This is a genomic window from Marinobacter suaedae (assembly GCF_030519635.1).
GTDB classification, from domain to species: Bacteria; Pseudomonadota; Gammaproteobacteria; order Pseudomonadales; family Oleiphilaceae; genus Marinobacter; species Marinobacter suaedae.
Genome location: NZ_JAUMIS010000002.1, coordinates 1121653 through 1141519, shown reverse-complemented (window position 1 = coordinate 1141519; position 19867 = coordinate 1121653). Strand labels below are relative to the sequence as shown.

The following is a 19867-nucleotide window of genomic DNA, read 5'->3' as shown; positions in this document are numbered from 1 at the left end:
GGGAGTCCCTGGTCGCCAAGCGGACATACAGAATTGAGGGTCGATACGCCGTAAAGTTGAGCCTGAAAACGATGCACTTCATAAGATCGTTTTAAGCATTTTTCTCAAGAGCATACCTCTGGAGATCAAATTCATAGAACTTCGTCCCGGGAGTGGGATTGAAAAAATATGGCTCGATTTCCCCTTCAAAATTTTGATACGACAGATCAATATCGAGTCACTCTGCATGTTCAAACATCAGTGCTCTTAATTCATTGCTGTCCGCGGGGAACACAATATCCCTAATCATTAACAACCATTCCCTGTTTCGAAACGTTGGTTACCACCTTCAGCGCATGCGCTAGTTTAGGAATCACTCAAAAACCGGCCTCATAAAGCTACGCTCGCTACTGACTACGCATCGAGTCTGCTCTGCATAGTGAAATGCCGCCTGGCAATCCGCATCGTCGAAAGAGGCCACTCGATACCGCTCGTAGGAGGCAAGCGAGTCGAAACTGAATAAGGCGATAGCAATGTTATTTGCGCCTTCGGACGGCAGGAAATACCCATGATGCTGGCCGCCAAATTTATGGACCAGAGGTATCCACATTTTGGCGTAGCACTCGAACTCGTCGACCTTGTAGGGATCTATCGTGTATCTGAGATAACAGGTAACCACTTGAACTCCCTTTCAGCCTTGTTTTTTACGCCGCTCGGCGCGGCCGCTATGCAGTAATTGTCACGGTAACCCGTTTGGTTAAAATCATTCTCGCATTGGCTCACTTCCAGAGCCCATCGCACATTGCAGGATAGGTTGCAGGAGAAAAGGCATCGAACTTAATATCACGCACCCGAGTCAAATCACTCCAGAGTAATTTGTGCCCCTTCAATTTGCTGGTGATCCGGATAGCGTTTTGGAGCTTTTCAATTTCTTCCTGGGTGGCTTTCCGGGGCTCACTCACTTCTCCAAACAAACGCACAGCCGGCGCCGATTTAAACTGCCCTTTAAAAAGGGACTTTAACCAAAATTTGGTGCTGCTGTTTACACCCATGAGGCAGACTCGCTTATTGTGCTCAAAGTTTTTCGGCATGGCTTGCGAGTACGCATCGAAGTAATAGCCCGTCATATCATCTCGGAAGAACACATGGCCTATGGGCGTGACGTGAGGGTTCCCATCACAATCGACCGTTGCGATGGAGAAAAAGCGGTTAGACCGCTTGGCATTGGCAAGAACTTCCAGGATTTCAGACCAGTTTTTCCCTATATCCATATCCTATTCCCTCAGGTTGGGTGGCACGTTTTTACAGCTTACTAACTTGAGTTTGCATTAAACCGAAAGAGCCGCCTTACGGCTAAACCTGGTTCACAGGATTGATCCGCGGTGTTGCTGTGGTGAGAGAAAGGGATTAGGCGTCCGATCGCCAGGTGATCATGCCAGACGGTCGTAAAGCGGATATTCAGATTGGCTGATAACGTCTGTGCAGAACGGTGAGAAAGCCGCGGAGAAGTGCAGGGTGTATATCCGATGCCTGACCCGGCAATTTCGCGATGGAGTCCACGCAGCGGGTTTCAGCGCTCACCGATTAGGTAGCTGCTGTTAGCGAGCCTCCTGATAGGAAACCATGCGCTGCTTGTCTTCGTCCCAAAGGGCATAACGAAAGCAGTCTGCTATATCCCTCGGCGCGAGGGTGGTGGTCAACGGCGATTGTAGCTCCGGAATCGCCGCCATCACCTCGGGAAGGCGATAAAAAGGAATTCGGACGTTGAGATGATGGATATGATGAAAGCCAATGTTCCCGCTAAACCACTGCATGACCCGATTCATCCGCATGAAACTTGAAGACTCCAGGGCTCCCCGGTAATAGGTCCAGGCTTCTGGCGACGCAATCTGCATACGCCGGAAACTGTGCTGGGCAAAAAACAGGTAGCACCCCAACGCGGAGGCAACAAACATAGGCAGCAGGACGACAAAAAATGCCAGGCTGAAGCCGCCCAGCCACCAAAGCAGTCCTATCAGCCCGAAGTGAGCGATCAGCGCAATAAGGGAGTCAAGATGTTGGGCCGGGGACCGAATCAACGGTATGAGCGTGATGTTGAGGCCGAAAACGATCGGATAACTCAGCAGCACCACCAAAGGGTGACGCTGAACGCGATAGGCGAAGCGCTGCCACCGTGTTGAAGCCCGCCAGATCCGGGTGGTCAAAAGCGGAAACGCCCCCACACTGGCGTCTGAGATCTGCCCCACATGGCCATGATGATAGTTGTGGCTTGCTCTCCAGGAGCGGGTTGGCGTTAGGACAAAAGCGCCATAGGTATGAAAAAGCCAGTAAGCAGCGCGTGAGTCTTTGAGAATGGCCCCGTGAAGGTAATCGTGGAAGGTGATAAAGGCCCGTACCATCAAAAGTGCGCCCAGCAGGGAACACACAAGCCGAAGCTGCCACCACGGAAGCGTTCCGGCGGCGATCAGGGCTGCGATCATTAACCCGAAAGTCGGGCCGACCTGCCACCAACTTTGAGCATAAGACTCTTCAACGTAGGGTTTGGTGGCTTGAAGCAGCTCTCGGCCTACCCGGATATCAGCACTGTGTTCGGGCAAACCGCTGTTCATTTTCTGGATATTGTTCTGACGCATAGTGCGCCCCTCCCAGCCTTAAAATTAAATCTTGAGGCATGGAATTTCCAGTTCCCCCTGCTCCTGACGTATCAATGAGTCATTCGAGAGGGCAAGCTCCAGTGCTTGGCGGAGAAGGTAGCGGCCCCTCGTCGAGGCTTTTCTGGTAACTGGGTAGAACCCTGGGTCGTAAAGCAGACGCCCGGAACGGGCCACACCAGTTGGTTATGTGGTGCGCGGCGCAAACATGATGATTGCCATACCTAACAGGGCAACGGCTGAGCCAACCAAATCCCAAGCGGTTGGCCGAATACCATCGACCGCCCAAAGCCACACAATAGCCATAAAAATATACACACCACCATACGCAGCATAGACCCTGCCAGCAGCCGTGGGATGTAGCGACAGTAACCACGCAAATGCTGCAAGACTCAGCGCACCAGGCACCAGAAGCCAGATGGTTTTGCCCTCTCGAAGCCAGAGGTAAGGCAAGTAACAACCAACAATCTCTGCCAATGCGGTGACGAGAAAAAGACCGACTGTTTTCAGTTCAGGCAAAGAAATTGACCTCTTGGTAATGACACATGACGCCACGGTAACCGGCGCCGAAGCGCCACGCTTTTGGCGTCCAGTCGACCGCCTGGTTATGCCGCCGAACGCTGAACCCTGACCGCTGCAAAGAAAATTAGTGTGGCCAGGACAACCACTACATCCATAATGATTGCCGGTGCTGCTTGGCCCAAAAATTCCTGGCCATAGATCATGACCAGTGACACGAATATCGCTTTACTCAGTGCACCCATTGCAGCGGAAAACACTCTGTGCCGTTCGACTAGAGCACCGTATATTAAAATTATACCTACAAGGCCAACGAGGGCTGACCAACTGCGGACAATTATGGACTCTAGGTCGCCATCAAATGATGTGCCGAACATTGATTCAAGTGCGGATTGAGGTGCGACGAGGCCATAAAACATGGTAGCGGTGAGGATGCCAGAGACCAGCATTACCCACTTAAAGTTCCTTCTGACGAATTCCATAATTCCCTTTGGTGCTTATAGTTGATGGCAGTTGTAGCCCTGCTTTGCGGCATAGCGCCGTGCTAATGGGCACCAACGGAGCAACGCGTAGTTGGCGTCCCGTTGACCACCTTGTTAAATTCTCAAAGACTCGTCTTACCTAGATTATTGGACCACCAATCCGGTGACGGACCTCCCCTCCAATCGTTAGCCTTGGCTAAAGCTAGCACGTTCCTAGCTGTGTAGTTGGTACTTCCATCAAACAGAGCGTCAGCCACTTCTCGGCGCAACCGATCCAAAAAGGCCTGGTCCAGGCGTAACAAATCAACTGTGTTTTTCGACTGCTCATGCCGATACAAAGCTACCGCGTATGGAAGGTATTGAATATTGAGCTTAAGGTGCAGCGCAGTCTTCTTGATTTGGAGGACGGTATATTGGTCGGAACCACCATACCGCTTCCGAAGTTCCGGCCCAAGAGTATGGATGTAACTTCGAAAAGCTCTTCTCAGTTGGTATCGGCGAATGAGATCAATCATAGAATTTAACGCCAAGCTAAGCGGCGGCCTGACAAGGCCGTCCGGTGGAGGCCACAGGCCGGAACAAACTTAAGCGACTTGTTATGCAAGCGCCCATCGATGCCCTTCCGGCAAGCACATTTCGCAAAGCTGATTTCCCTCATGAGTCGCACCTTGATAGACCAACTCCTCGTGTTCACTGACGCCTTCAAGCCCTGCAGGATTCTCATGCCGATCGGTCATGTAGTTACCGCATTGTTGACAGCGAACTAGTGAATACTTTGAAAAGCCGAGAAATGAAGTTTCGGCGGATTGATACTCAAAGCCATGTTTATCGAGAAGAGCTACCAAGTCTTCCCTTAGCGCTTCGTAGCGATCATCCAAAACATCAGACTCAAATTCAGCCTGAGAAACCTCCGAAGTGCATAAAATCTTAGTGATCGCTAGTTTCTTCAATGCTTACTCCCGAAGGCGCATAACAGCTAATTCAACGACAAATGACGTATATCCCACATGCGTATATCCCTCAGCGGGAAAAGGCATCATTCGCCATCTTATTGTTAATAATCAGAGATCTACGATCGAATCTTTGAACGCGTTGCATGGGGATATGCGCAGTTTGTCGCTTTTCACGCAAACTGACGGTTCGCTTATCCCCAATCACCTCACAGCACTATTCCATAACTTTCATAGGGTTGTAAGCCTCGCGACGCCTGGTTAACGAAGTTTTGCGACAAGTGTCGTTGATCTACGGGGTCCAGCAGGGCTCAAAATTGCCCTGGCCAGTTTCTGATTTGCCAGAACCACCCAACATTCAGATCGACAGATTCGTGGTACATTGGTGCCAGATAAACCCTCTATTTTTAAGGTGACCATGGCTTTATTCCCGGATGACAATGGTGAAAGCAACCTCTACGTAACCCGTTCCGATCTGGATAACCTGCTGGGCACCCACGCTCCGTATGGTTTCGAGCTGGAGGGCAAGCACTGGCCCACCGTGGAGCATTACTTTCAGGGAATGAAATTCACCGACGATGCGAAACAGGAAGAGGTGCGTAACGCCCCCTCGCCGGAAAAAGCGCGAAAACTGGGCCGCAAGCGCCACAAGAGTTTCCGGAAAGACTGGAAAAAAGTCCGTGAAACCGTGATGACCCGGGGCGTTTACATCCGTGCCCGCACCCACGACGAACTGGCCCAGGCGCTGCTCACCACCGGTGACCAGATCATCATGGAAAACAGCAACTACGACTATTTCTGGGGCTGCGGCCGGGATCGTCGCGGTGAAAACCGCTACGGCAAGGTGCTGATGAACGTGCGTGCCAAACTACAGGAAGAGCAGACGGCGGAAGCCGGCTGATTGAATGGTTTTGCAAGGGGAGCGGTGCCCGCCTAAAACGCCGCTACCCGTTCGAACAGCCAGAATGAAGCCAACGATCCAATGGCATAGGCCGGAACCTTCTGCAGAATAGGACCGGCCTTGAAAGAAGCTTTCCGCGCCAGCGATACCAACAGCAGAAAGGCGAACACGAACAGCAAGTTCCCCACCTCGACACCCACGTTGAAAAACACCAGTGCCAGCGCCACCGCGTTCTGTGGCAGGCCGATTTCGCCCAAGGCCGCAGCAAATCCCAGCCCATGCAACAGACCAAAACTGAAGGCGACCAGCCAGGGGTGCTGATGAGTCATGCCCGGTTCGCCTCGCTGGGCCCGGAGAATTTCCGCGGCGACGAACACAATGCTCAGGGCAATCACCGCTTCTACCGGTGGCACCGGAATCCGAATGACGCCCAGCGACGCCAGCGACAGAGTGATGCTGTGGGCGATGGTGAAGGCGGTGATCGTCAGGACCAGCTTGCGGGTGTTGCTGATAAGAAGCAGCAGGGCGAGCACGAACAGCAGGTGGTCGATGCCCAGCAGAATGTGTTCGATGCCCAGAACCAGATAGGTTCGGGCCGTTTCCAGCAAGGTAGGCTGGCCGGCCAGGGTGATTGACGGTGCTGCCGGCGTGAGCCGGTGCGTGACGCTGGTGCCATCGATGTATTCGACCCGAAGCAAGGCCTCGGTGGTGGTGCGGGCCAGTCCTTCAATGGCGACGTTCATGCCAGCCAGCCCCTCATCGGCCCTGATGGACCACTGCTGCAGGTGTGACCCGTTCAGAAAGCCTTCGACGGGTTGTGACACCGCTGCCGGTTCCGGTTCGAAGCGAACCTGCAGGGCCAGCCGTTGCTGGCCTTTTGCCGGGACTTTCCATAATACGGTGTAGGCGCCCTCGGCCTGCTCAGTCAGTTGCAGGTAGGCCGGGCGCAGCTCATCGGCCTGGGTGAACGAGGTGGTGAACAGGACGAGCAATAACAGGCAGAGTTGCATCATGACAGCGGCCTATTGGTCGTCTTTGGTCACAACGGTGACGTCGTAGTTGGCCAGTAGACGCTCGCGGAAAGACTGATCCAGCGCCTGTGCCCGGTCAAAGCGCCATTCCCGTTCCACCTTGTCACGGACGCTGGCGAGTTCCGGCAGGCCCCCCGGTGCATGTTCGGTCAGCCGCACAAAGTGAATGCCCATGCTCGAGCGAATAGGCCCCTGCCAGGCATGTTTGTCCAGACCTTCCAGCTGCAATGCAAACCCCTGCCCGAAGGTCTTGTCCAGCATGCGGCCGCTGACATCGTCAAACACCGAGGGCAGCAGGGAGGGATCGCCGGTAATGGGTTGGCCAGAGCCGATGGCTCGTTCTGCCTCGGCCACCCGTTTGCGGAGTTCGGCCGTCGGCTGGTCCGTGTTCAGGTAGATGTGCTCAAACGAATACCGGTCATCGGTGCGGAACTTGTCGGGGTGTTCTTCCAGATATTGGGTCAGCTGTTCGTCACTGGGTGCCAGCGCGTTTGCGAGATTGTCCGTGTAAATCTCCATTTTCTGGCGCAACCGGCGCCGGATAACGGGATCATTCTTATCGATACCCAGCGCCAGGGCTTCCCGGTAGTAAATCTCTTCAATCACGAAGTTTTCGATGAGCCCCTGCAGTTCCTCTTCCGTGGGCTGTCGGTTCCAGGCCCGGGCGAACTGCTGCTGCAGGCTGTTGATTTGCCCCTGGTCAATCAGAATTCGCTTGTTGTCCTCCATCGCCTGGGGGTTGAGCGCGCTGTACAGGGCAAACAACAGCGCGCCAATGAGCAGGATGTGGATCAGCGGTTCCTTCGCCAGAGTCATCAGCCGATGGGGCATGGCCATGTTTCACCATCCTTTGTGTCAGTTAACCTTCCGGGGTGTACCAGATGGGGGAGGAGAACGCCCGCTCCTGGTGAACCAGGGGAACCTCATCCGGCATGGTCTCGTTGAACCGGACCTTGTCGTAAAGAGTCCAGCGCGGTGTCGGAATTTCCAGTACCCGTACGTAGTAGAAGGCGGATTGTTCCGGATCGAACGACGGGTCGGTGAAGTAGCCCATCAGTTCTGCGGCACCAATGGAGTTACTGTATTCGGCGGTTTCCATGTTAACGGTATTGCCTACCGCAGGCAGCTTGCCGTCGTCGCCGATCTGGCGTTCTCCGGACCAGACCACATCGAACACCTGCTCATGGGTGTCGCCGTTGTCGTCGACCCAGCCCTTGATAACCTGGACCCTGTCCAGGTTGGCGCTTTCGGGATCTTTCCTGGCCGCAACCAGGAAGGTTGGGGCCTGGTCGTTGCCATTTCCAGAGAGGCTGGCGCCCATAGGCACGCCCTTGTCGTAGCCGGCAGCCACCAGATCACCGGTGAGATCTTCCTCGGAATAATCAAACCCGCCGAAGAAGCGGACTTCCATGCGCGGGCCGGTGGTGGCAAAGGTTTCCTTGCGGGCCATGGCATCCCAGATGGCTTCCCGGGTGTTTTCCGTCGCCCAGACGCCCATCACGCCAGATGCGGCTTGCTCCCAACTCATGTAGTTGCTTTCGATACCCTCAAGCAGCGGAAAATCCCAGCGCTCGGGGCGGGGTTCCACAGTCTTGAACTTGCCGTAAAAGTTGTCCTCGTCGGGGGTGGACAGGCCTGTATGGGTGTCGCTTGCCGCATTCGCGCCATGCTGGAAGGGGTTAACGCCCAGCTCTTCCTTGAGTCGAAGCCCGTTTTTCAGCGCTTCACGCCAGTACTCATACTGAATGGCGTCTTCAGGTTTGGGCTTGAGAATCAGATTGCCCCGATCCCACAGGTCCCAGTCGGCAAACTCATCATTAGGGGACAGGCTTGGGTGGGATTCACTCTGGCCCTTTATCTGGGTGAGCTCGTACAGTGGCTCGTATTTAACCCGCATTTCAGCCCATTCTTTGGTCATGGGGGCGCCGTCGAACTGCTGAAGCTCAAACATGCGGCCGTTAGACATATTGCCGTTGTGGGGTATCGCCAGCACCCGGCCACCGGTTTTCTTCTCGTAATCCGCCATCCACTGCCAGAGCTTGTAGGAATCCTGGGTCACAAAGGTGGTGAGTGGCAGTATTTGCCTGGTTTTATCGGCACCATCCCGGAAAATCACGTTACGATGCAGGTTGTCTCCACCGTCGGAATTCACCGTCCATTCGTAGGCAATGAAGGTGGTGAAGGTTCCGGGATCGTTGTATTTCTCGGCGGCGTCGATGGTCTTCTCCCACGCCGACTCCATCCACTTCGGGTCCATGATCTCTTCCGGCAACTCACCGTTGGATTGCATACGGATCAGTTCGCTCTTGGCGGACGCAGCGGCTTCGCCCCCTTCTTCGATTGCGGCTTTAAAGCGCTTCAAAATCTCGTTTTCCATCATTTCCGGATTGCCGGCGACGATTTCATTGATGGTGCCCATGCCATCGGAGTGGTCGGTCACCATGAACCAGTCGAATGGCCTGCTCAGCTGTGCCTTCAGTCCGGAATTGGATTCCACCTCCTGACCTAGGGCAAAGCGGTAGGCATCTTCCGGCGCGGTGATGGCACCATCCATGCCGGCATCGGCTGACCAGCCGGTATGAACGTGGGTATCCCCGAACAGGGCCTGGCGCGGGTAATCGGTGCCAGATTCCATGTCTGAGTGGGAGCTGGCGTGGGCTGTCAGCCCAACGACTGAGGCCAGAATGGCGAGGTAGAGAGGGTGATGGGTGCTCATAAGTGACTCCGCTTCCCTGGGTTAAGTCTCGCCGTTGAAGGCGACTGTTGATACGTGACGGAATGCACCGGGCTTCCCGGGGGGGGCTGATTTCACGCACCGTTCCCTGGCCTGGACTCGTTGCCTCATGGGTTTTATCAGAGGCGAGAAAAGATCCTAAAAGGTATAGCAGGCGGACTGCCGCTTCGCCAAGGCGGTTCGATATAGCGGAGCAATCCTGCCTGGCCTTTGAAAGCGATGAATCTGACCTATCCTGAGTGCAGGGATCCAAGTGCCAAAGGGAGGTAAGCCAGCGATGATTCCAGATACCATGAAAGCCATGGTCCTGACCGGCCACGGTGGTGTGGACATGCTCGAGTATCAGGAGGTTGCCACACCCAGGCCAGGACCGGGTGAGGTGCTGGTGCAGGTAACGGCGACAGCCAAGAACAACACCGATCGCAAGGCGCGGGAGGGCTTGTACCCCACCAAGAAAGGCGAGGTGAAATCGTTCATGATGGGCGGCAAGCCCACGTTGACCTTTCCCCGAATCCAGGGCGCCGACATTGCCGGCCGGGTGGTTGCGGTCGGGGAGGGGGTTGATCCGGCGCGGGTAGGCCAGCGGGGGCTGCTGGATTTTAACCTGTACGCCAACGACCGGCGTGACATCAACCTGACACCGGACTACTACGGCCACGGTGCCGATGGTGGCTTTGCCGAGTACGTGGCGTTGCCTTCAGACCAGTTTCATCATATCCCCAATCCGGAGCTGAGCGATGCCGAAGTGGCGTCCATGGGGATGTGTTCCTACCAGACCGCCATGCACATGGTCACCTCGGCTAACCTCGCTGCCGGCGAGAGGGTACTGGTCACCGGAGCCAGCGGCGGCGTGGGCACCGCCCTGATCCAGCTGTGCCGGATTATCGGCGCCGTTCCCTATGCACTGAGCCAGCCCGACAAAGCCGATGCCTTGCTGGCATTGGGCGCCGAAGCGGTGCTGGACCGTTCCGATATGGACAGTTTTCAGGAACGGGTGCGCGAAGTGACCGGTGGTAAACCCATCGATGCGGTGATGGATCTGGTGGGGGGCGAGATGACCGACCAGTTCATCGACACCATGATCTTCGACATGAACGCCCGGTCCACCTATCCACGCCTGAGTATCGCCGGCGCCAGTGGCGGCAACATCAGTGAAATCCTGTGGACCCGCATTTACTTGTACCAGGTGCAGATTTTCGGGGTCTCCCACGGTACCCGGGAAGAAGCCGACCAGCTGGTGGCCTGGATCCGAAACGGTCAGCTGAGGCCCGTGCTCCATGGTGCTTTCCGGTTGTCCGATCTGCATGCCGCCGAACACTATTTCGTGAATCGCGGCAGCAATTACCTCGGGAAGATCGTCATCGTTCCCGATGCCCAGTGGGAAGCGCACGGTCAGCCGTATGAGATCAAGGGGGTCGCATGAGCAAAGCGCCAATCATCCAGTTGATGGACACTCACGCCGGAGGCGATGTGAGCCGGATAGTGACCGGCGGCATCGCACCGCTACCCGGCGATACCGTTCGTGCCCAGATGGAATACCTACGGGATCAGGCTGACGGGCTGCGCCGGCTATTGCTGGAGGAACCTTACGGCATACCGGAGATGTCCGTGGATTTGCTGGTTCCTCCCACCGACCCGAAGGCTGCAGCCGGTTACATCATCATGGAAGTCATGGGCTACCCCATTTACTCCGGCTCCAACACCCTTTGCACCGCCACTGCGGTTCTGGAAAGCGGTATTGTTCCCAAGCAGGAGGGCCACCAGACCTTCCTGCTGGAATCCCCCGCCGGACTCGTGCAGATCGACGCCGAGGTCCGTGATGATGTGGTGGAGAGCATCACCTGTGAGGGCCTGCCCAGCTACATCGATACCTACCGGGCCAAAGTACACGTCCCGGGACTGGGTGACGTTGATTACAGCATTGCCTACAGTGGCGGTTTTTACGCGCTGGTGGATGCCCAGGAGCTGGGCTTCGAGCTTAATCTCGCCGAAGAGCGGCGGCTGGCAGAAACTGCTCACGCCATCGTTGAGGCCATTCGGGCCCAGAACAACTACACCCACTATTCACTCGGCGATGTCGGCCCACTCCCGTTCCTTCACTTCATGGGGCCGGTGGAACAAGCAGCCCCCGGCCATTACCGCTCTCGGTCAGCTACCTACGTGCACCCCGGCGTCATTTGCCGCAGCACGACTGGCACCGGTACCTCCGCTCGCCTTGCTTTGATGAACTATGAAGGCCGGATTCAGCCCGGCGACCAGCTGGAAACCGTCTCGCTTCGAAAAACCAGCTTTGTCGGAAAGTTCACCAGCGTGGAGACGCAAGGTGACTATTCGGTGGTGAAGAACACGATCACTGGAAAAAGCTATGTGATCGCAAAATCCGATATCGTGGTGAACTGCGAGGATCCGATGGTGGAGTGTGGGGATTTAATGGTCGTTCTGGCGGGATAATAGTGCATTCTGAATACGCTATCCGCGTCGCGCGATTGACAAAGAAGGAGCCAGAAAGGCTCCTTTTTTCAATCGATGACGTGGTGGAGAAGGCCTTAAAATTCAAACTGTGCGCCAACAGAAAAGGCCTCGTAATCATCGATTTTGGACAGGTCGACAATGAAGGCGGTTTTCGGGGTGTACTGGTACTTGCCACCCGCACCGATACCCAACTCAATGGAGGAGTCAGATCCGCTCCTGCTCAGGCCGGCGGATTTGACTTCGACGTCAGACGATACATAGACAAGGCCGCCGCGGCCATAAACAGAGAGCTTGTTATCCAGCGGGTGCTCGTAAACGCCATAGCCACCCAGCAGGAAGTAGCTGGCAGAGGTTTTGACCCTGTTGCCAAAGCCATCGTTGTAGGAGCTTTCCGCGTCGCTCAGGCTCAAGCCGAGGTCTGCTTCAAACCGGAAGTTAGGGTGGACCTGGGGCAGTCGCTTGCCATAGGTGCCGGTTACCGCGAGGGCGGCGTCGTCCAGTCCCAGATCGGCAAATCCAATCAACGCTTTGAAATACCCGTCCTGCTTCAGGTAATCGACGGTGTTTTGCCCTTCCTGCGCGGAGACGGGGGCTGCGGCCAGTGCAGAGGCAATGGCGGATGCGATCAGAACTTTTTTCATGGTACGACCCTTCGTTATTGAATGTCAGACACTCCTGAACTGAAGTGCGGAATTCTAAAGGTCGTGGGATTAAAGGATAAGCGCTAATTGGTAAATTAATGTTATTTGTCAGGGTGTTACAGCTGCGTAATTTGGCCGGTTCTCTCCTTCTGTTCTGCCAGGAAGACCTGTCATTCGCTGACAGTCTCGGCATTAATCTGCTCGAGCAAATCGATCAACGGTTGCTGGCTCACGGTGACCAGCCCTTGGGCGGGGCGATCGAGATCCACCAGAAGGCTGATGACTCCGCCCAGCACGACAATCAGCACCACCGCCGTGGGTGGGCTGCGGCGGCCTGTGAGACCCGCGCTGTAGCCCACCATGCCCAGGGTCAGGACAAAGGTGGTCAGCAGCAGGATGAATACCGTGATGGGCAGGCGGGCATAGATGCCCGCAGTGACCCGGGTTTCGTGCAGATCGATGGTTTCGTTCAGGGACTCAACGTACAGGGCAAGCAATGGCGAGTCGGGGGTTTCCCGCGCCAGTTCTTCGGCGATGGACCAGAGCTCGGTATGGATTTCCAGTGAGCGGGTGATTCCCTGCTGGATTTCTGTGGGTTCAGGGTTTGCCGGTATGACCCGTAAAGGAGCGTATTCCGAAATCAACAGCCGGGATTGGGTGGCAGCCGGTTCAGACAGATAGCCAGCACGCAGGTAGGTAGTTCCGATGCTGTTAGCCTCCGCCAGGGTCAGAGCACGACGAGTGTCAAACCGGTCCGATGACATGCCCATGGTCACCGCCAGTAAAAAGGCCAGGAGACCGAGAAGTGAGCCAACAATCATGTTGGTTGGCCCTTCCTTTTCTTCGGGTGTTTTCGCCTGCCACCAGTGGCCAACACGGTAACCAAGCTCAGAAATGACCATTGCCGAGAAGACAAAAAGCAGGAAAAGTATCGAGAGTGGGATCGAATCTAGCAGCGCCTGGACCTGCATCTGAGCAGCCTCTGAACGGAAACTCCTCGAAGTATAGACACTCTCTGTAGTGCAAATAGACATTACGGATTATTTTTCGAGCCGGGCCATTTCGTCAGCCGAGGAAGCCAGATTTCTCCGCAATAATGCGCCTGTTCGTGGCACGTTAAGTAGGCTCGTCTAGTCTTATAGCACCTGCCCAGCCGTGAGGGTTGGCTTCCTTAACGCCGCCAAAAGGACGAATAGGGTGCCCGTTAAACTTGCTGCACTGCCGGGATGGCTCCCGGTCTTTTGTCTGATTGTGATGCCATTCCTGTCGGCCTGTTCCGAGCCCGAACAATCCGCGCCCGCTGAACCTGCATCCGTGTCGGTGATCGCGGTTGAGGAAGCCGAGGTTCGGCCCGGACGGCAATTCGTCGCCAGAACAGAAGCGTCGGCCACGGCGGATCTGACGGCGCGAATCGAGGCGGAGATTCAGGAAGTACTGTTCCAGGAGGGGGCGCGAGTAGAGAAGGGCGATGTACTGGTGCGCCTGGAAGACACCACCGTAAAGGCCAACCTTGACCAGGCGCAGGCGGAACTGGCCGCTGCCAGGGCTGAAATGGAGTCTGCTCGCAAGAACCTGCGTCGGGGAGAGGAAGTCGCCAGCAAGGGCTTTTTGTCGGATGCGGATCTCGACCGGCTGAAGGACCGTTTCAGTGCCGCAGAGGGGCGACTGAAAACGGCCGAGGCGGCCGTTGACAAGGCGTCGACCAATCTGGCTTACGCCGAGATAAAGGCACCCTTCGATGGCTGGATTGGCAAGCTCAATTTCGACGTGGGGGCGGTGGTCAAGCCGGGCAGCGGCCCAATTGCCGAAGTCCTTGTTACCGACCCGATCTACGTGCAGTTCGAGGTCAATGAGGCCGATTACGTGGCATTTCGGCGAACGTATCGAACATCCCCCCAAGTGGCATCCGATCAGCTGGACCTTGCTCTGACCCTGCCCGACGGCGAAACCTACTCGCACGATGGAAGCCTGGATTTTGCCGATGTGCGAACCGAGGGCAACACGGGCACGGTAGCCATCCGGGCTGTTTTTCCCAATCCGGATGCACTGCTTCTGCCTGGGCTGTACGTGACGCTCAGGATTGAGGGTCAGTCTGGTGATATGCAGGTTCTGGTCCCTCAAATGGCCTTGCAGGAAACCCTGGAGGGCAAGTTTGTACTGGTGGTGAATGAGGATCAGGAAGTCGTACAGCGATTCGTGCAGGTGGGTGCTCCAAAAGGTGCGATGGTCGCTGTGGAGGCAGGTCTGGACGCTGGTGATCAGGTGATTGTTGAAGGGCTTCAGAAGGTTCGGACCGGAACAAAGGTTAGCCCGGTACAGAAGCAGATTGATATCCAGACCGGCGCTCTGATGGATCCGGAAGAGGCGGCTCAATGATCAGTCGGGTCTTCATTTACCGCCCCAAATTCGCCTTTGTTATTTCCATTCTGATCACCCTGGCGGGCCTGCTGGCGTTGCGGATACTGCCGGTCAATATGTACCCGGACATGGCTCCACCACAGGTTCAGGTAACGGCGACGCTGCCCGGCGCCAGTGCCGAGGTGGTGGAAGAAGCGGTAACCCGACCCATTGAGCAGCAGCTCAATGGTGTCGAGGACATGATTTATATCGAGTCCACGGCCTCCAGTGATGGCACGGCCAACATAACGCTGACCTTTGAGAGCGGCACCGATACCGATATCGCTCAGGTGAATGTCCAGAACCGGGTGGCTCTGGCCGAGCCCTTCCTGCCCGATGAGGTTCGGCGACAGGGCGTGGTGGTCAGCAAGCAGTCCGGCAACATGCTGATGGGCATTAACCTCATCTCCGAGCGGGATGATCTGGACGGTATTTTCCTGAGCAACTATGCCTCCAACAATCTTGTGGACACCCTTGGCCGGGTGCCCGGCGTAGCGTCTGCCGAGGTGATGGGCGCCAAGGACTACAGTATGCGGGTGTGGCTGGACCCCCGGCGTATGGCGTCACTGGGCGTGACGGTATCCGAGGTGGCGGCCGCCATTCGGGAGCAAAACCAGATTGTGGCGGCGGGCAAGCTGGGGCAGGCGCCGGTGCCCAGGGGGCAGCAGTTTGTTTACACCATCCAGAGCCGGGAGCGGCTGTCCGATCCGGAGGAATTTGCCGACACGATTCTCCGAGCGACACCGGACGGTGGTTTCCTGCGGTTGAGAGATGTTGGACGCATTGAACTGGGGTCCCGCTCCTACACGTCCACCGCCAAGCTCAACAATCGCGATACCGCCTTTGTGGTTATTTACCAGTTGCCGGATGCCAACGCGCTTGATGTGGCCGCCGAGGTAAAACGTGTGGTGGACGCTGCGGCCGAGAGCTTCCCTGACGGCGTTTCCCACGCGATCCTGTACGACACCACCGAGTTCATCACCCGGTCTATTGATGAAGTGATCATCACACTTTACCAGGCGATCGGGCTGGTCATCCTGGTGGTGTTTCTGTTCCTGCAGAACTGGCGGGCGACGCTGATTCCCTCCATCGCCATTCCGGTGTCCCTGATCGGCACATTCGCGGTTATGGCGCTGCTGGGATATTCCATCAATACCATCACGCTGTTTGGTTTGGTACTGGCCATCGGCATCGTGGTGGATGATGCCATTGTGGTCATCGAGAACGTGGAGCGGATCCTGAAGGAGGAGCAGCTGTCTATTCAGGAGGCGGTGACCAAAGCCATGGAGGAGGTGTCCGGGCCGGTGATTGCCACCACACTGGTGTTGCTGGCGGTGTTTGTGCCGGTGGGCTTCATGCCGGGCATTACCGGCACTCTGTACCAGCAGTTTTCAGTGACGATTTCCGTTGCCGTCATCATCTCTTCCATCAACGCGCTGACCCTGAGCCCCGCGTTGTGTGTCTCTTTGCTCGGCAAGGGCAGTACCACGATCGGTTGGTTGAGGCCCTTCGAAAAAGCCATTGATGCCAGCACCGGCGGCTATGCCAATGTGGTGGGACGTCTTCTGCGTAAGAGCCTGGTGGTCGCACTGTTACTGGCACTGGTGTTCGCTGCCATTTTCGGACTTTTTCGGGCGGTTCCCAATGCGTTCGTGCCGCCGGAGGATCAGGGATTCCTGTTCGTGGATGTTCAGTTGCCGGATGCGTCGTCTCTGGAGCGCACCGATGCCGTATTGGCCAAGGTGACCGAGCGGATTCTGGAGGATGAGGCGGTCACGGATATTATTACTGTGTCTGGTTTCTCCCTGCTTGGAGGTGCGGCCTCGAACAACGGGTTGGGCATCGCCATGTTGAAGGATTGGGAGGAACGAACCGAGCCCGGCTTAGGGCTTCGCGAGGTGCTGACACGGCTGTATGGCGGGTTATGGTCGATTCCCGAAGCTCAGATTATGGTGTTCAACCCGCCGCCCATTCCGGGCCTGGGAACCTCCGCTGGCTTTGATTACCGCCTTCAGGACAACCTGGGGCGTGACGTGTCGGAGCTGGCGCAGGTCATGAATGGCGTGATCTTCGAAGCGAACCAGCGCCCGGAGCTCGCACGCGTCTACAGTACCTATCGCGCCAATATTCCCCAGTACCTGTTGGAGGTAGATCGGAACAAGGCCAAGGTACTGGGTATCGAGTTGTCGGATATCTTCTCGACGCTTCAGACCCAGCTGGGCTCTCTGTTCGTCAACGAGTTCACCCGGTTTGGCCGTAACTACCGCGTGCTGTTGCAGGCCGAAGGTGAGTTCCGTCAGCGGCCCGAAGACCTGTCTCATTATTTCGTCCGTAACCGGGACGGAGAAATGGTGCCTCTCACGACACTGGCTACGCTGCGGCCGGTGCTGGGGCCGTCCAGCATTCAGCATTTCAATCTAAAGCGGTCGGTGACCATCACCGGTGAGGCCGCTGCCGGATTTGCCAGTGGGGATGCCCTGGGAGCCATGGAGGAATTATCTGAAACCTTGCCTCAGGGGTACGAGTTCAGTTGGGCTGGGCAGAGTCTTCAGGAGCTTCAGGCTGGCAATCTTGCCACCGCCATTTTTCTGCTGGCGATCGTGTTCGTTTACCTATTCCTGGTAGCCCAGTACGAAAGCTGGAGCTTGCCCTTTGCCGTGATTGGTGCGGTCCCCCTGGCGTTGCTGGGCGCGATGGGCGGGCTCTGGCTGGTGGGGCTGGCGAACAACATCTATGCGCAGGTGGGTCTCGTGCTGCTGGTCGGGCTGTCCACCAAAACCGCGATTCTGATCGTGGAGTTCGCCATGCAGCTCCGGGCATCAGGCCTGGCTGCGGTTGATGCTGCCCACAAAGCGGCGGTGATGCGTTTCCGGGCCGTCCTGATGACGGCGTTTTCCTTTGTGTTGGGCGTTTTGCCCCTGGTATTCGCCAGCGGTGCGGGCGCGGCCAGCAGGATCAGCCTGGGTATCACGGTGCTCAGTGGCATGATAACCGCCACCATTCTGGGGACGTTGCTGGTGCCGGTGTTCTACCGCTGGATTCAGGCGGTCAGGGATCGTCGGACGGGGTAAGTGCCTCCATACCAACATTCACTTCGAAGGCATGGGTGGCAGAGGCGACAGTGATTGCCACGATGATGCCGGTAAACATCAGGCCGATCAGTGCAATGGCGATGGCGAGCGCTTTCGACCGTTTTTTGCTTGGCCGGATATCGCCATAGCCTACGGTGGATGCCGTGATAAAGGACCAGTATATGGCGTTGAAGGGCGTCCATTTCTCAATTCTGCCCACGATAAGACCGAGCACCGCGACAGTCACGGTGAACGAACTCAGTAACGGCAGGGTCAGCCAGATTCCGTTCAGGAAGACCTTCAGAAAATCGAGCGTGAATTGCATAGGCAGCCGGTGGTCAGGGATCGTCGACAGGTTTGAATCAGTGTAAACCATCCCCGTCCCACCGGTTTTCAGCCAGTCTGATTAGCCGACAAACATCTTCTTGGCCAGTGGCAGCCCCTTGAATCCGCTGACGGCAATGGTGGTCAGCAGGCCGCCGATCATTGCACCCACCACACCACAGGTCATGACATCCTGGCCTGTCAGGTAGAGCCCCGGGATGCGGGTCTTCGGTTTCAGCCAGTCCTGTTCGAACCGGTCAGGGGTGTGGTTCAGACCGTAGATTTCCCCTTTGGTGTAGCGGCAGAAGTAATCCGTGGACAGGGGCGTGGACAGCTCGTAGTAATCCACCTTGCCTTCCAGATGCGGGAACTTCTCGTACAGCTTGGCCAGCAGGCGCTGGGCGTAGGCTTCCTTTTCTGCCTCATACTCTTCACCGCGCTTGCCCCAGGGCTTGTCGGCCCAGTCCGCATACCACTCGTAGGGGCCGGGGGCGACGATCTCGATGGTGGCCCGGTTGGGGTAGCGCTCGGCGAAGCTGGGATCCTTGGCTGCCGGGAAGGAGATGTAGGTCAGGGGGATGTCGGTATTCGCCGGATCCGCCATGAAATCGGCCAGGTGCTTCTCAGAATCTGCGCCTGGGTAGATCCAGTAGTTGGTCTTCGGCAGTTGCAGGTTTTCGGCGGTGTCCTTCAGGCCGATGTACAGGCAGTTGCTGGCCATGGAACGCTGGACGGTCTGCAGCTTATCCAGGTAATAGGGCTTTTCTTTCGCCGAGTCAGGCAGCAGCGGGCCGAAGGTATTGAACACACCGGCGTTGCTGATCACCAGCGGCGCCCGCACTTCTGCGCCGTCCGCCATGCGCACACCCACGGCTTTGTCCTTCTCGATCAGGATCTCTTTCACATCGGCGTAGGTGAAGACTTCACCGCCGCTTTCCTGAACCACCGGAATGATGGTCTTGGCCATTTCCGATGCGCCGCCGATGGGGTAGTAACCCCCGTACAGGTAATGCCGGGCGATCAGGGCGTGGATGATAAAGCTCGATTCTGCCGGTGGCAGGCCGTTGTCGCCCCATTGGCCGGTGAGCACGGCAATCAGTTCCTGATTATCGGTCAGGCTTTCAAGCACCTCCCGGGTGGGCTTGTTCAGGTAATCCGGGGCAGCTTTGTTGACCAGCTTGCGCAGTGGGCCCGAGGCAATGTCCGGTAGTACTTTACCCAGCACCAGCCCAGGCATGGCTTTGGACACGGTGCGGAGGTAGTCCAGATAGGTATCAATGGCAGCTTCTTCGCCGGGGAACGCTTTGTTCAGTTCGGCCTTGAAATTGTCGGGGCCAGCGACAAGGTCCACGTGGCGGTCTCCCAGGAAGATACGGTCATAGTGATCGTCCATGGGCGCCCAGTGCAGTTGCCCGTCGGTGATGTAGTCAAACAGGCGCTTGCCGAGGGTGTGGTCCGCACCCATGTCGCCGATGTAGTGAACGCCCACGTCCCACTCGTAGCCGTTGCGATCGTAACTGTGGGTGAAACCGCCGGCGGTGTAGTGCTGTTCGAACACCACCACTTTCTTGCCCATTTTGCTCAGGCAGGCGGCGGCTGTCAGACCGCCGATCCCGGAGCCTATGACGATGGCATCGTAAGGGCCTTCAAGACGGTTGGCGCGGTAACGTCGGCCGACGCGGATGGTGCTGGGTTTGGGGCTGCTCATATCAACA

The 19867-nt window shown here is 56.6% G+C and carries 20 protein-coding genes; 6 read left to right on the top strand and 14 right to left on the bottom strand.

What is annotated here, in order from left to right:
- Positions 1-352 precede the first annotated feature (352 nt).
- The gene (locus tag QVZ43_RS14010; RefSeq protein WP_302910665.1) at positions 353-631 is read right to left on the bottom strand and encodes an NIPSNAP family protein; all 279 of its coding nucleotides are present in this window, start codon (positions 629-631) and stop codon (positions 353-355) included.
- On the opposite strand from QVZ43_RS14010, the gene QVZ43_RS14005 reads away from it, so the two are divergent.
- Positions 548-715 (top strand): hypothetical protein, encoded by a 168-nt coding sequence (locus QVZ43_RS14005; protein WP_302910676.1) that lies wholly within the window; start codon positions 548-550, stop codon positions 713-715. The genes QVZ43_RS14010 and QVZ43_RS14005 overlap by 84 nt on opposite strands.
- Positions 716-758: 43 nt before the next feature.
- Here the strand turns inward: QVZ43_RS14005 and QVZ43_RS14000 are convergent, their stop codons facing one another.
- From QVZ43_RS14000 to QVZ43_RS13980, 6 genes are all read right to left on the bottom strand, one after another.
- On the bottom strand, positions 759-1250 hold the full coding sequence (locus tag QVZ43_RS14000) for a pyridoxamine 5'-phosphate oxidase family protein (protein WP_302910426.1): 492 nt from the start codon (positions 1248-1250) through the stop codon (positions 759-761).
- 327 nt (positions 1251-1577) lie between these two features.
- On the bottom strand, positions 1578-2612 hold the full coding sequence (locus tag QVZ43_RS13995; RefSeq protein WP_302910425.1) for a fatty acid desaturase family protein: 1035 nt from the start codon (positions 2610-2612) through the stop codon (positions 1578-1580).
- Between the two features lie 204 nt (positions 2613-2816).
- On the bottom strand, positions 2817-3149 hold the full coding sequence (locus QVZ43_RS13990) for a YnfA family protein (RefSeq protein ID WP_302910424.1): 333 nt from the start codon (positions 3147-3149) through the stop codon (positions 2817-2819).
- A gap of 86 nt (positions 3150-3235) precedes the next feature.
- Positions 3236-3631: a hypothetical protein gene (locus tag QVZ43_RS13985; protein ID WP_302910423.1), complete on the bottom strand. Its 396-nt coding sequence runs from the start codon at positions 3629-3631 to the stop codon at positions 3236-3238.
- Positions 3632-3753: 122 nt separating this feature from the next.
- Positions 3754-4146: a DUF6559 family protein gene (locus QVZ43_RS16505; RefSeq protein ID WP_420890919.1), complete on the bottom strand. Its 393-nt coding sequence runs from the start codon at positions 4144-4146 to the stop codon at positions 3754-3756.
- Positions 4147-4227: 81 nt separating this feature from the next.
- Positions 4228-4581: a hypothetical protein gene (locus tag QVZ43_RS13980; protein WP_302910422.1), complete on the bottom strand. Its 354-nt coding sequence runs from the start codon at positions 4579-4581 to the stop codon at positions 4228-4230.
- A 418-nt stretch (positions 4582-4999) separates the two neighbouring features.
- On the opposite strand from QVZ43_RS13980, the gene QVZ43_RS13975 reads away from it, so the two are divergent.
- Entirely contained in the window at positions 5000-5482 is a 483-nt protein-coding gene (locus QVZ43_RS13975; protein ID WP_302910421.1) for an NADAR family protein, read from the top strand.
- A gap of 32 nt (positions 5483-5514) precedes the next feature.
- Here QVZ43_RS13975 and QVZ43_RS13970 read toward each other — a convergent pair whose 3' ends face one another.
- From QVZ43_RS13970 to QVZ43_RS13960, 3 genes are read right to left on the bottom strand one after another with little or no spacing between them, the layout of a single operon-like run.
- Positions 5515-6495, bottom strand: a complete 981-nt coding sequence (locus QVZ43_RS13970) for a HupE/UreJ family protein (RefSeq protein ID WP_302910420.1) — start codon at positions 6493-6495, stop codon at positions 5515-5517.
- Positions 6496-6504: 9 nt separating this feature from the next.
- Positions 6505-7350, bottom strand: coding sequence for a peptidyl-prolyl cis-trans isomerase (locus QVZ43_RS13965; RefSeq protein WP_302910419.1), 846 nt, complete (start codon positions 7348-7350; stop codon positions 6505-6507).
- Between the two features lie 22 nt (positions 7351-7372).
- On the bottom strand, positions 7373-9229 hold the full coding sequence (locus QVZ43_RS13960; protein ID WP_302910418.1) for a DUF3604 domain-containing protein: 1857 nt from the start codon (positions 9227-9229) through the stop codon (positions 7373-7375).
- Positions 9230-9524: 295 nt separating this feature from the next.
- Between QVZ43_RS13960 and QVZ43_RS13955 the strand changes: the two genes are divergently transcribed.
- Positions 9525-10670, top strand: a complete 1146-nt coding sequence (locus QVZ43_RS13955) for an alcohol dehydrogenase catalytic domain-containing protein (protein ID WP_302910417.1) — start codon at positions 9525-9527, stop codon at positions 10668-10670.
- On the top strand, positions 10667-11698 hold the full coding sequence (locus tag QVZ43_RS13950; RefSeq protein ID WP_302910416.1) for a proline racemase family protein: 1032 nt from the start codon (positions 10667-10669) through the stop codon (positions 11696-11698). Before QVZ43_RS13955 ends, QVZ43_RS13950 begins: the two co-directional genes overlap by 4 nt.
- A gap of 95 nt (positions 11699-11793) precedes the next feature.
- On the opposite strand, the gene QVZ43_RS13945 is transcribed toward QVZ43_RS13950, so the two are convergent.
- Entirely contained in the window at positions 11794-12360 is a 567-nt protein-coding gene (locus tag QVZ43_RS13945) for an outer membrane protein (RefSeq protein ID WP_302910415.1), read from the bottom strand.
- 170 nt (positions 12361-12530) lie between these two features.
- Positions 12531-13331: a bestrophin-like domain gene (locus QVZ43_RS13940; RefSeq protein ID WP_302910414.1), complete on the bottom strand. Its 801-nt coding sequence runs from the start codon at positions 13329-13331 to the stop codon at positions 12531-12533.
- A gap of 226 nt (positions 13332-13557) precedes the next feature.
- Between QVZ43_RS13940 and QVZ43_RS13935 the strand changes: the two genes are divergently transcribed.
- Positions 13558-14736, top strand: a complete 1179-nt coding sequence (locus QVZ43_RS13935; RefSeq protein ID WP_302910413.1) for an efflux RND transporter periplasmic adaptor subunit — start codon at positions 13558-13560, stop codon at positions 14734-14736.
- On the top strand, positions 14733-17828 hold the full coding sequence (locus tag QVZ43_RS13930; protein WP_302910412.1) for an efflux RND transporter permease subunit: 3096 nt from the start codon (positions 14733-14735) through the stop codon (positions 17826-17828). The genes QVZ43_RS13935 and QVZ43_RS13930 overlap by 4 nt, the downstream gene beginning before the upstream one ends.
- Here QVZ43_RS13930 and QVZ43_RS13925 read toward each other — a convergent pair.
- Together QVZ43_RS13925 and QVZ43_RS13920 are read right to left on the bottom strand one after the other, a co-directional pair.
- Complete coding sequence (locus QVZ43_RS13925) at positions 17806-18153, bottom strand: potassium channel family protein (RefSeq protein ID WP_302910411.1); 348 nt, start codon at positions 18151-18153, stop codon at positions 17806-17808. The genes QVZ43_RS13930 and QVZ43_RS13925 overlap by 23 nt on opposite strands.
- An 81-nt stretch (positions 18154-18234) precedes the next feature.
- A complete protein-coding gene (locus tag QVZ43_RS13920) occupies positions 18235-19860 on the bottom strand; it encodes a phytoene desaturase family protein (RefSeq protein ID WP_302910410.1) in 1626 nt (541 codons plus the stop codon).
- Positions 19861-19867: the final 7 nt, after the last annotated feature.

Coding starts and splice junctions, on each gene's coding strand:
- QVZ43_RS13975 (WP_302910421.1), top strand. CDS start 5,000: ATGGCTTTATTCCCGGATGACAATGGTGAAAGCAACCTCTACGTAACC.
- QVZ43_RS13930 (WP_302910412.1), top strand. CDS start 14,733: ATGATCAGTCGGGTCTTCATTTACCGCCCCAAATTCGCCTTTGTTATT.
- QVZ43_RS13950 (WP_302910416.1), top strand. CDS start 10,667: ATGAGCAAAGCGCCAATCATCCAGTTGATGGACACTCACGCCGGAGGC.
- QVZ43_RS13960 (WP_302910418.1), bottom strand. CDS start 9,229: ATGAGCACCCATCACCCTCTCTACCTCGCCATTCTGGCCTCAGTCGTT.
- QVZ43_RS13955 (WP_302910417.1), top strand. CDS start 9,525: ATGATTCCAGATACCATGAAAGCCATGGTCCTGACCGGCCACGGTGGT.
- QVZ43_RS14000 (WP_302910426.1), bottom strand. CDS start 1,250: ATGGATATAGGGAAAAACTGGTCTGAAATCCTGGAAGTTCTTGCCAAT.
- QVZ43_RS13970 (WP_302910420.1), bottom strand. CDS start 6,495: ATGATGCAACTCTGCCTGTTATTGCTCGTCCTGTTCACCACCTCGTTC.
- QVZ43_RS13940 (WP_302910414.1), bottom strand. CDS start 13,331: ATGCAGGTCCAGGCGCTGCTAGATTCGATCCCACTCTCGATACTTTTC.
- QVZ43_RS14005 (WP_302910676.1), top strand. CDS start 548: ATGATGCTGGCCGCCAAATTTATGGACCAGAGGTATCCACATTTTGGC.
- QVZ43_RS13965 (WP_302910419.1), bottom strand. CDS start 7,350: ATGGCCATGCCCCATCGGCTGATGACTCTGGCGAAGGAACCGCTGATC.
- QVZ43_RS13985 (WP_302910423.1), bottom strand. CDS start 3,631: ATGGAATTCGTCAGAAGGAACTTTAAGTGGGTAATGCTGGTCTCTGGC.
- QVZ43_RS13925 (WP_302910411.1), bottom strand. CDS start 18,153: ATGCAATTCACGCTCGATTTTCTGAAGGTCTTCCTGAACGGAATCTGG.
- QVZ43_RS16505 (WP_420890919.1), bottom strand. CDS start 4,146: ATGATTGATCTCATTCGCCGATACCAACTGAGAAGAGCTTTTCGAAGT.
- QVZ43_RS13995 (WP_302910425.1), bottom strand. CDS start 2,612: ATGCGTCAGAACAATATCCAGAAAATGAACAGCGGTTTGCCCGAACAC.
- QVZ43_RS13945 (WP_302910415.1), bottom strand. CDS start 12,360: ATGAAAAAAGTTCTGATCGCATCCGCCATTGCCTCTGCACTGGCCGCA.
- QVZ43_RS13920 (WP_302910410.1), bottom strand. CDS start 19,860: ATGAGCAGCCCCAAACCCAGCACCATCCGCGTCGGCCGACGTTACCGC.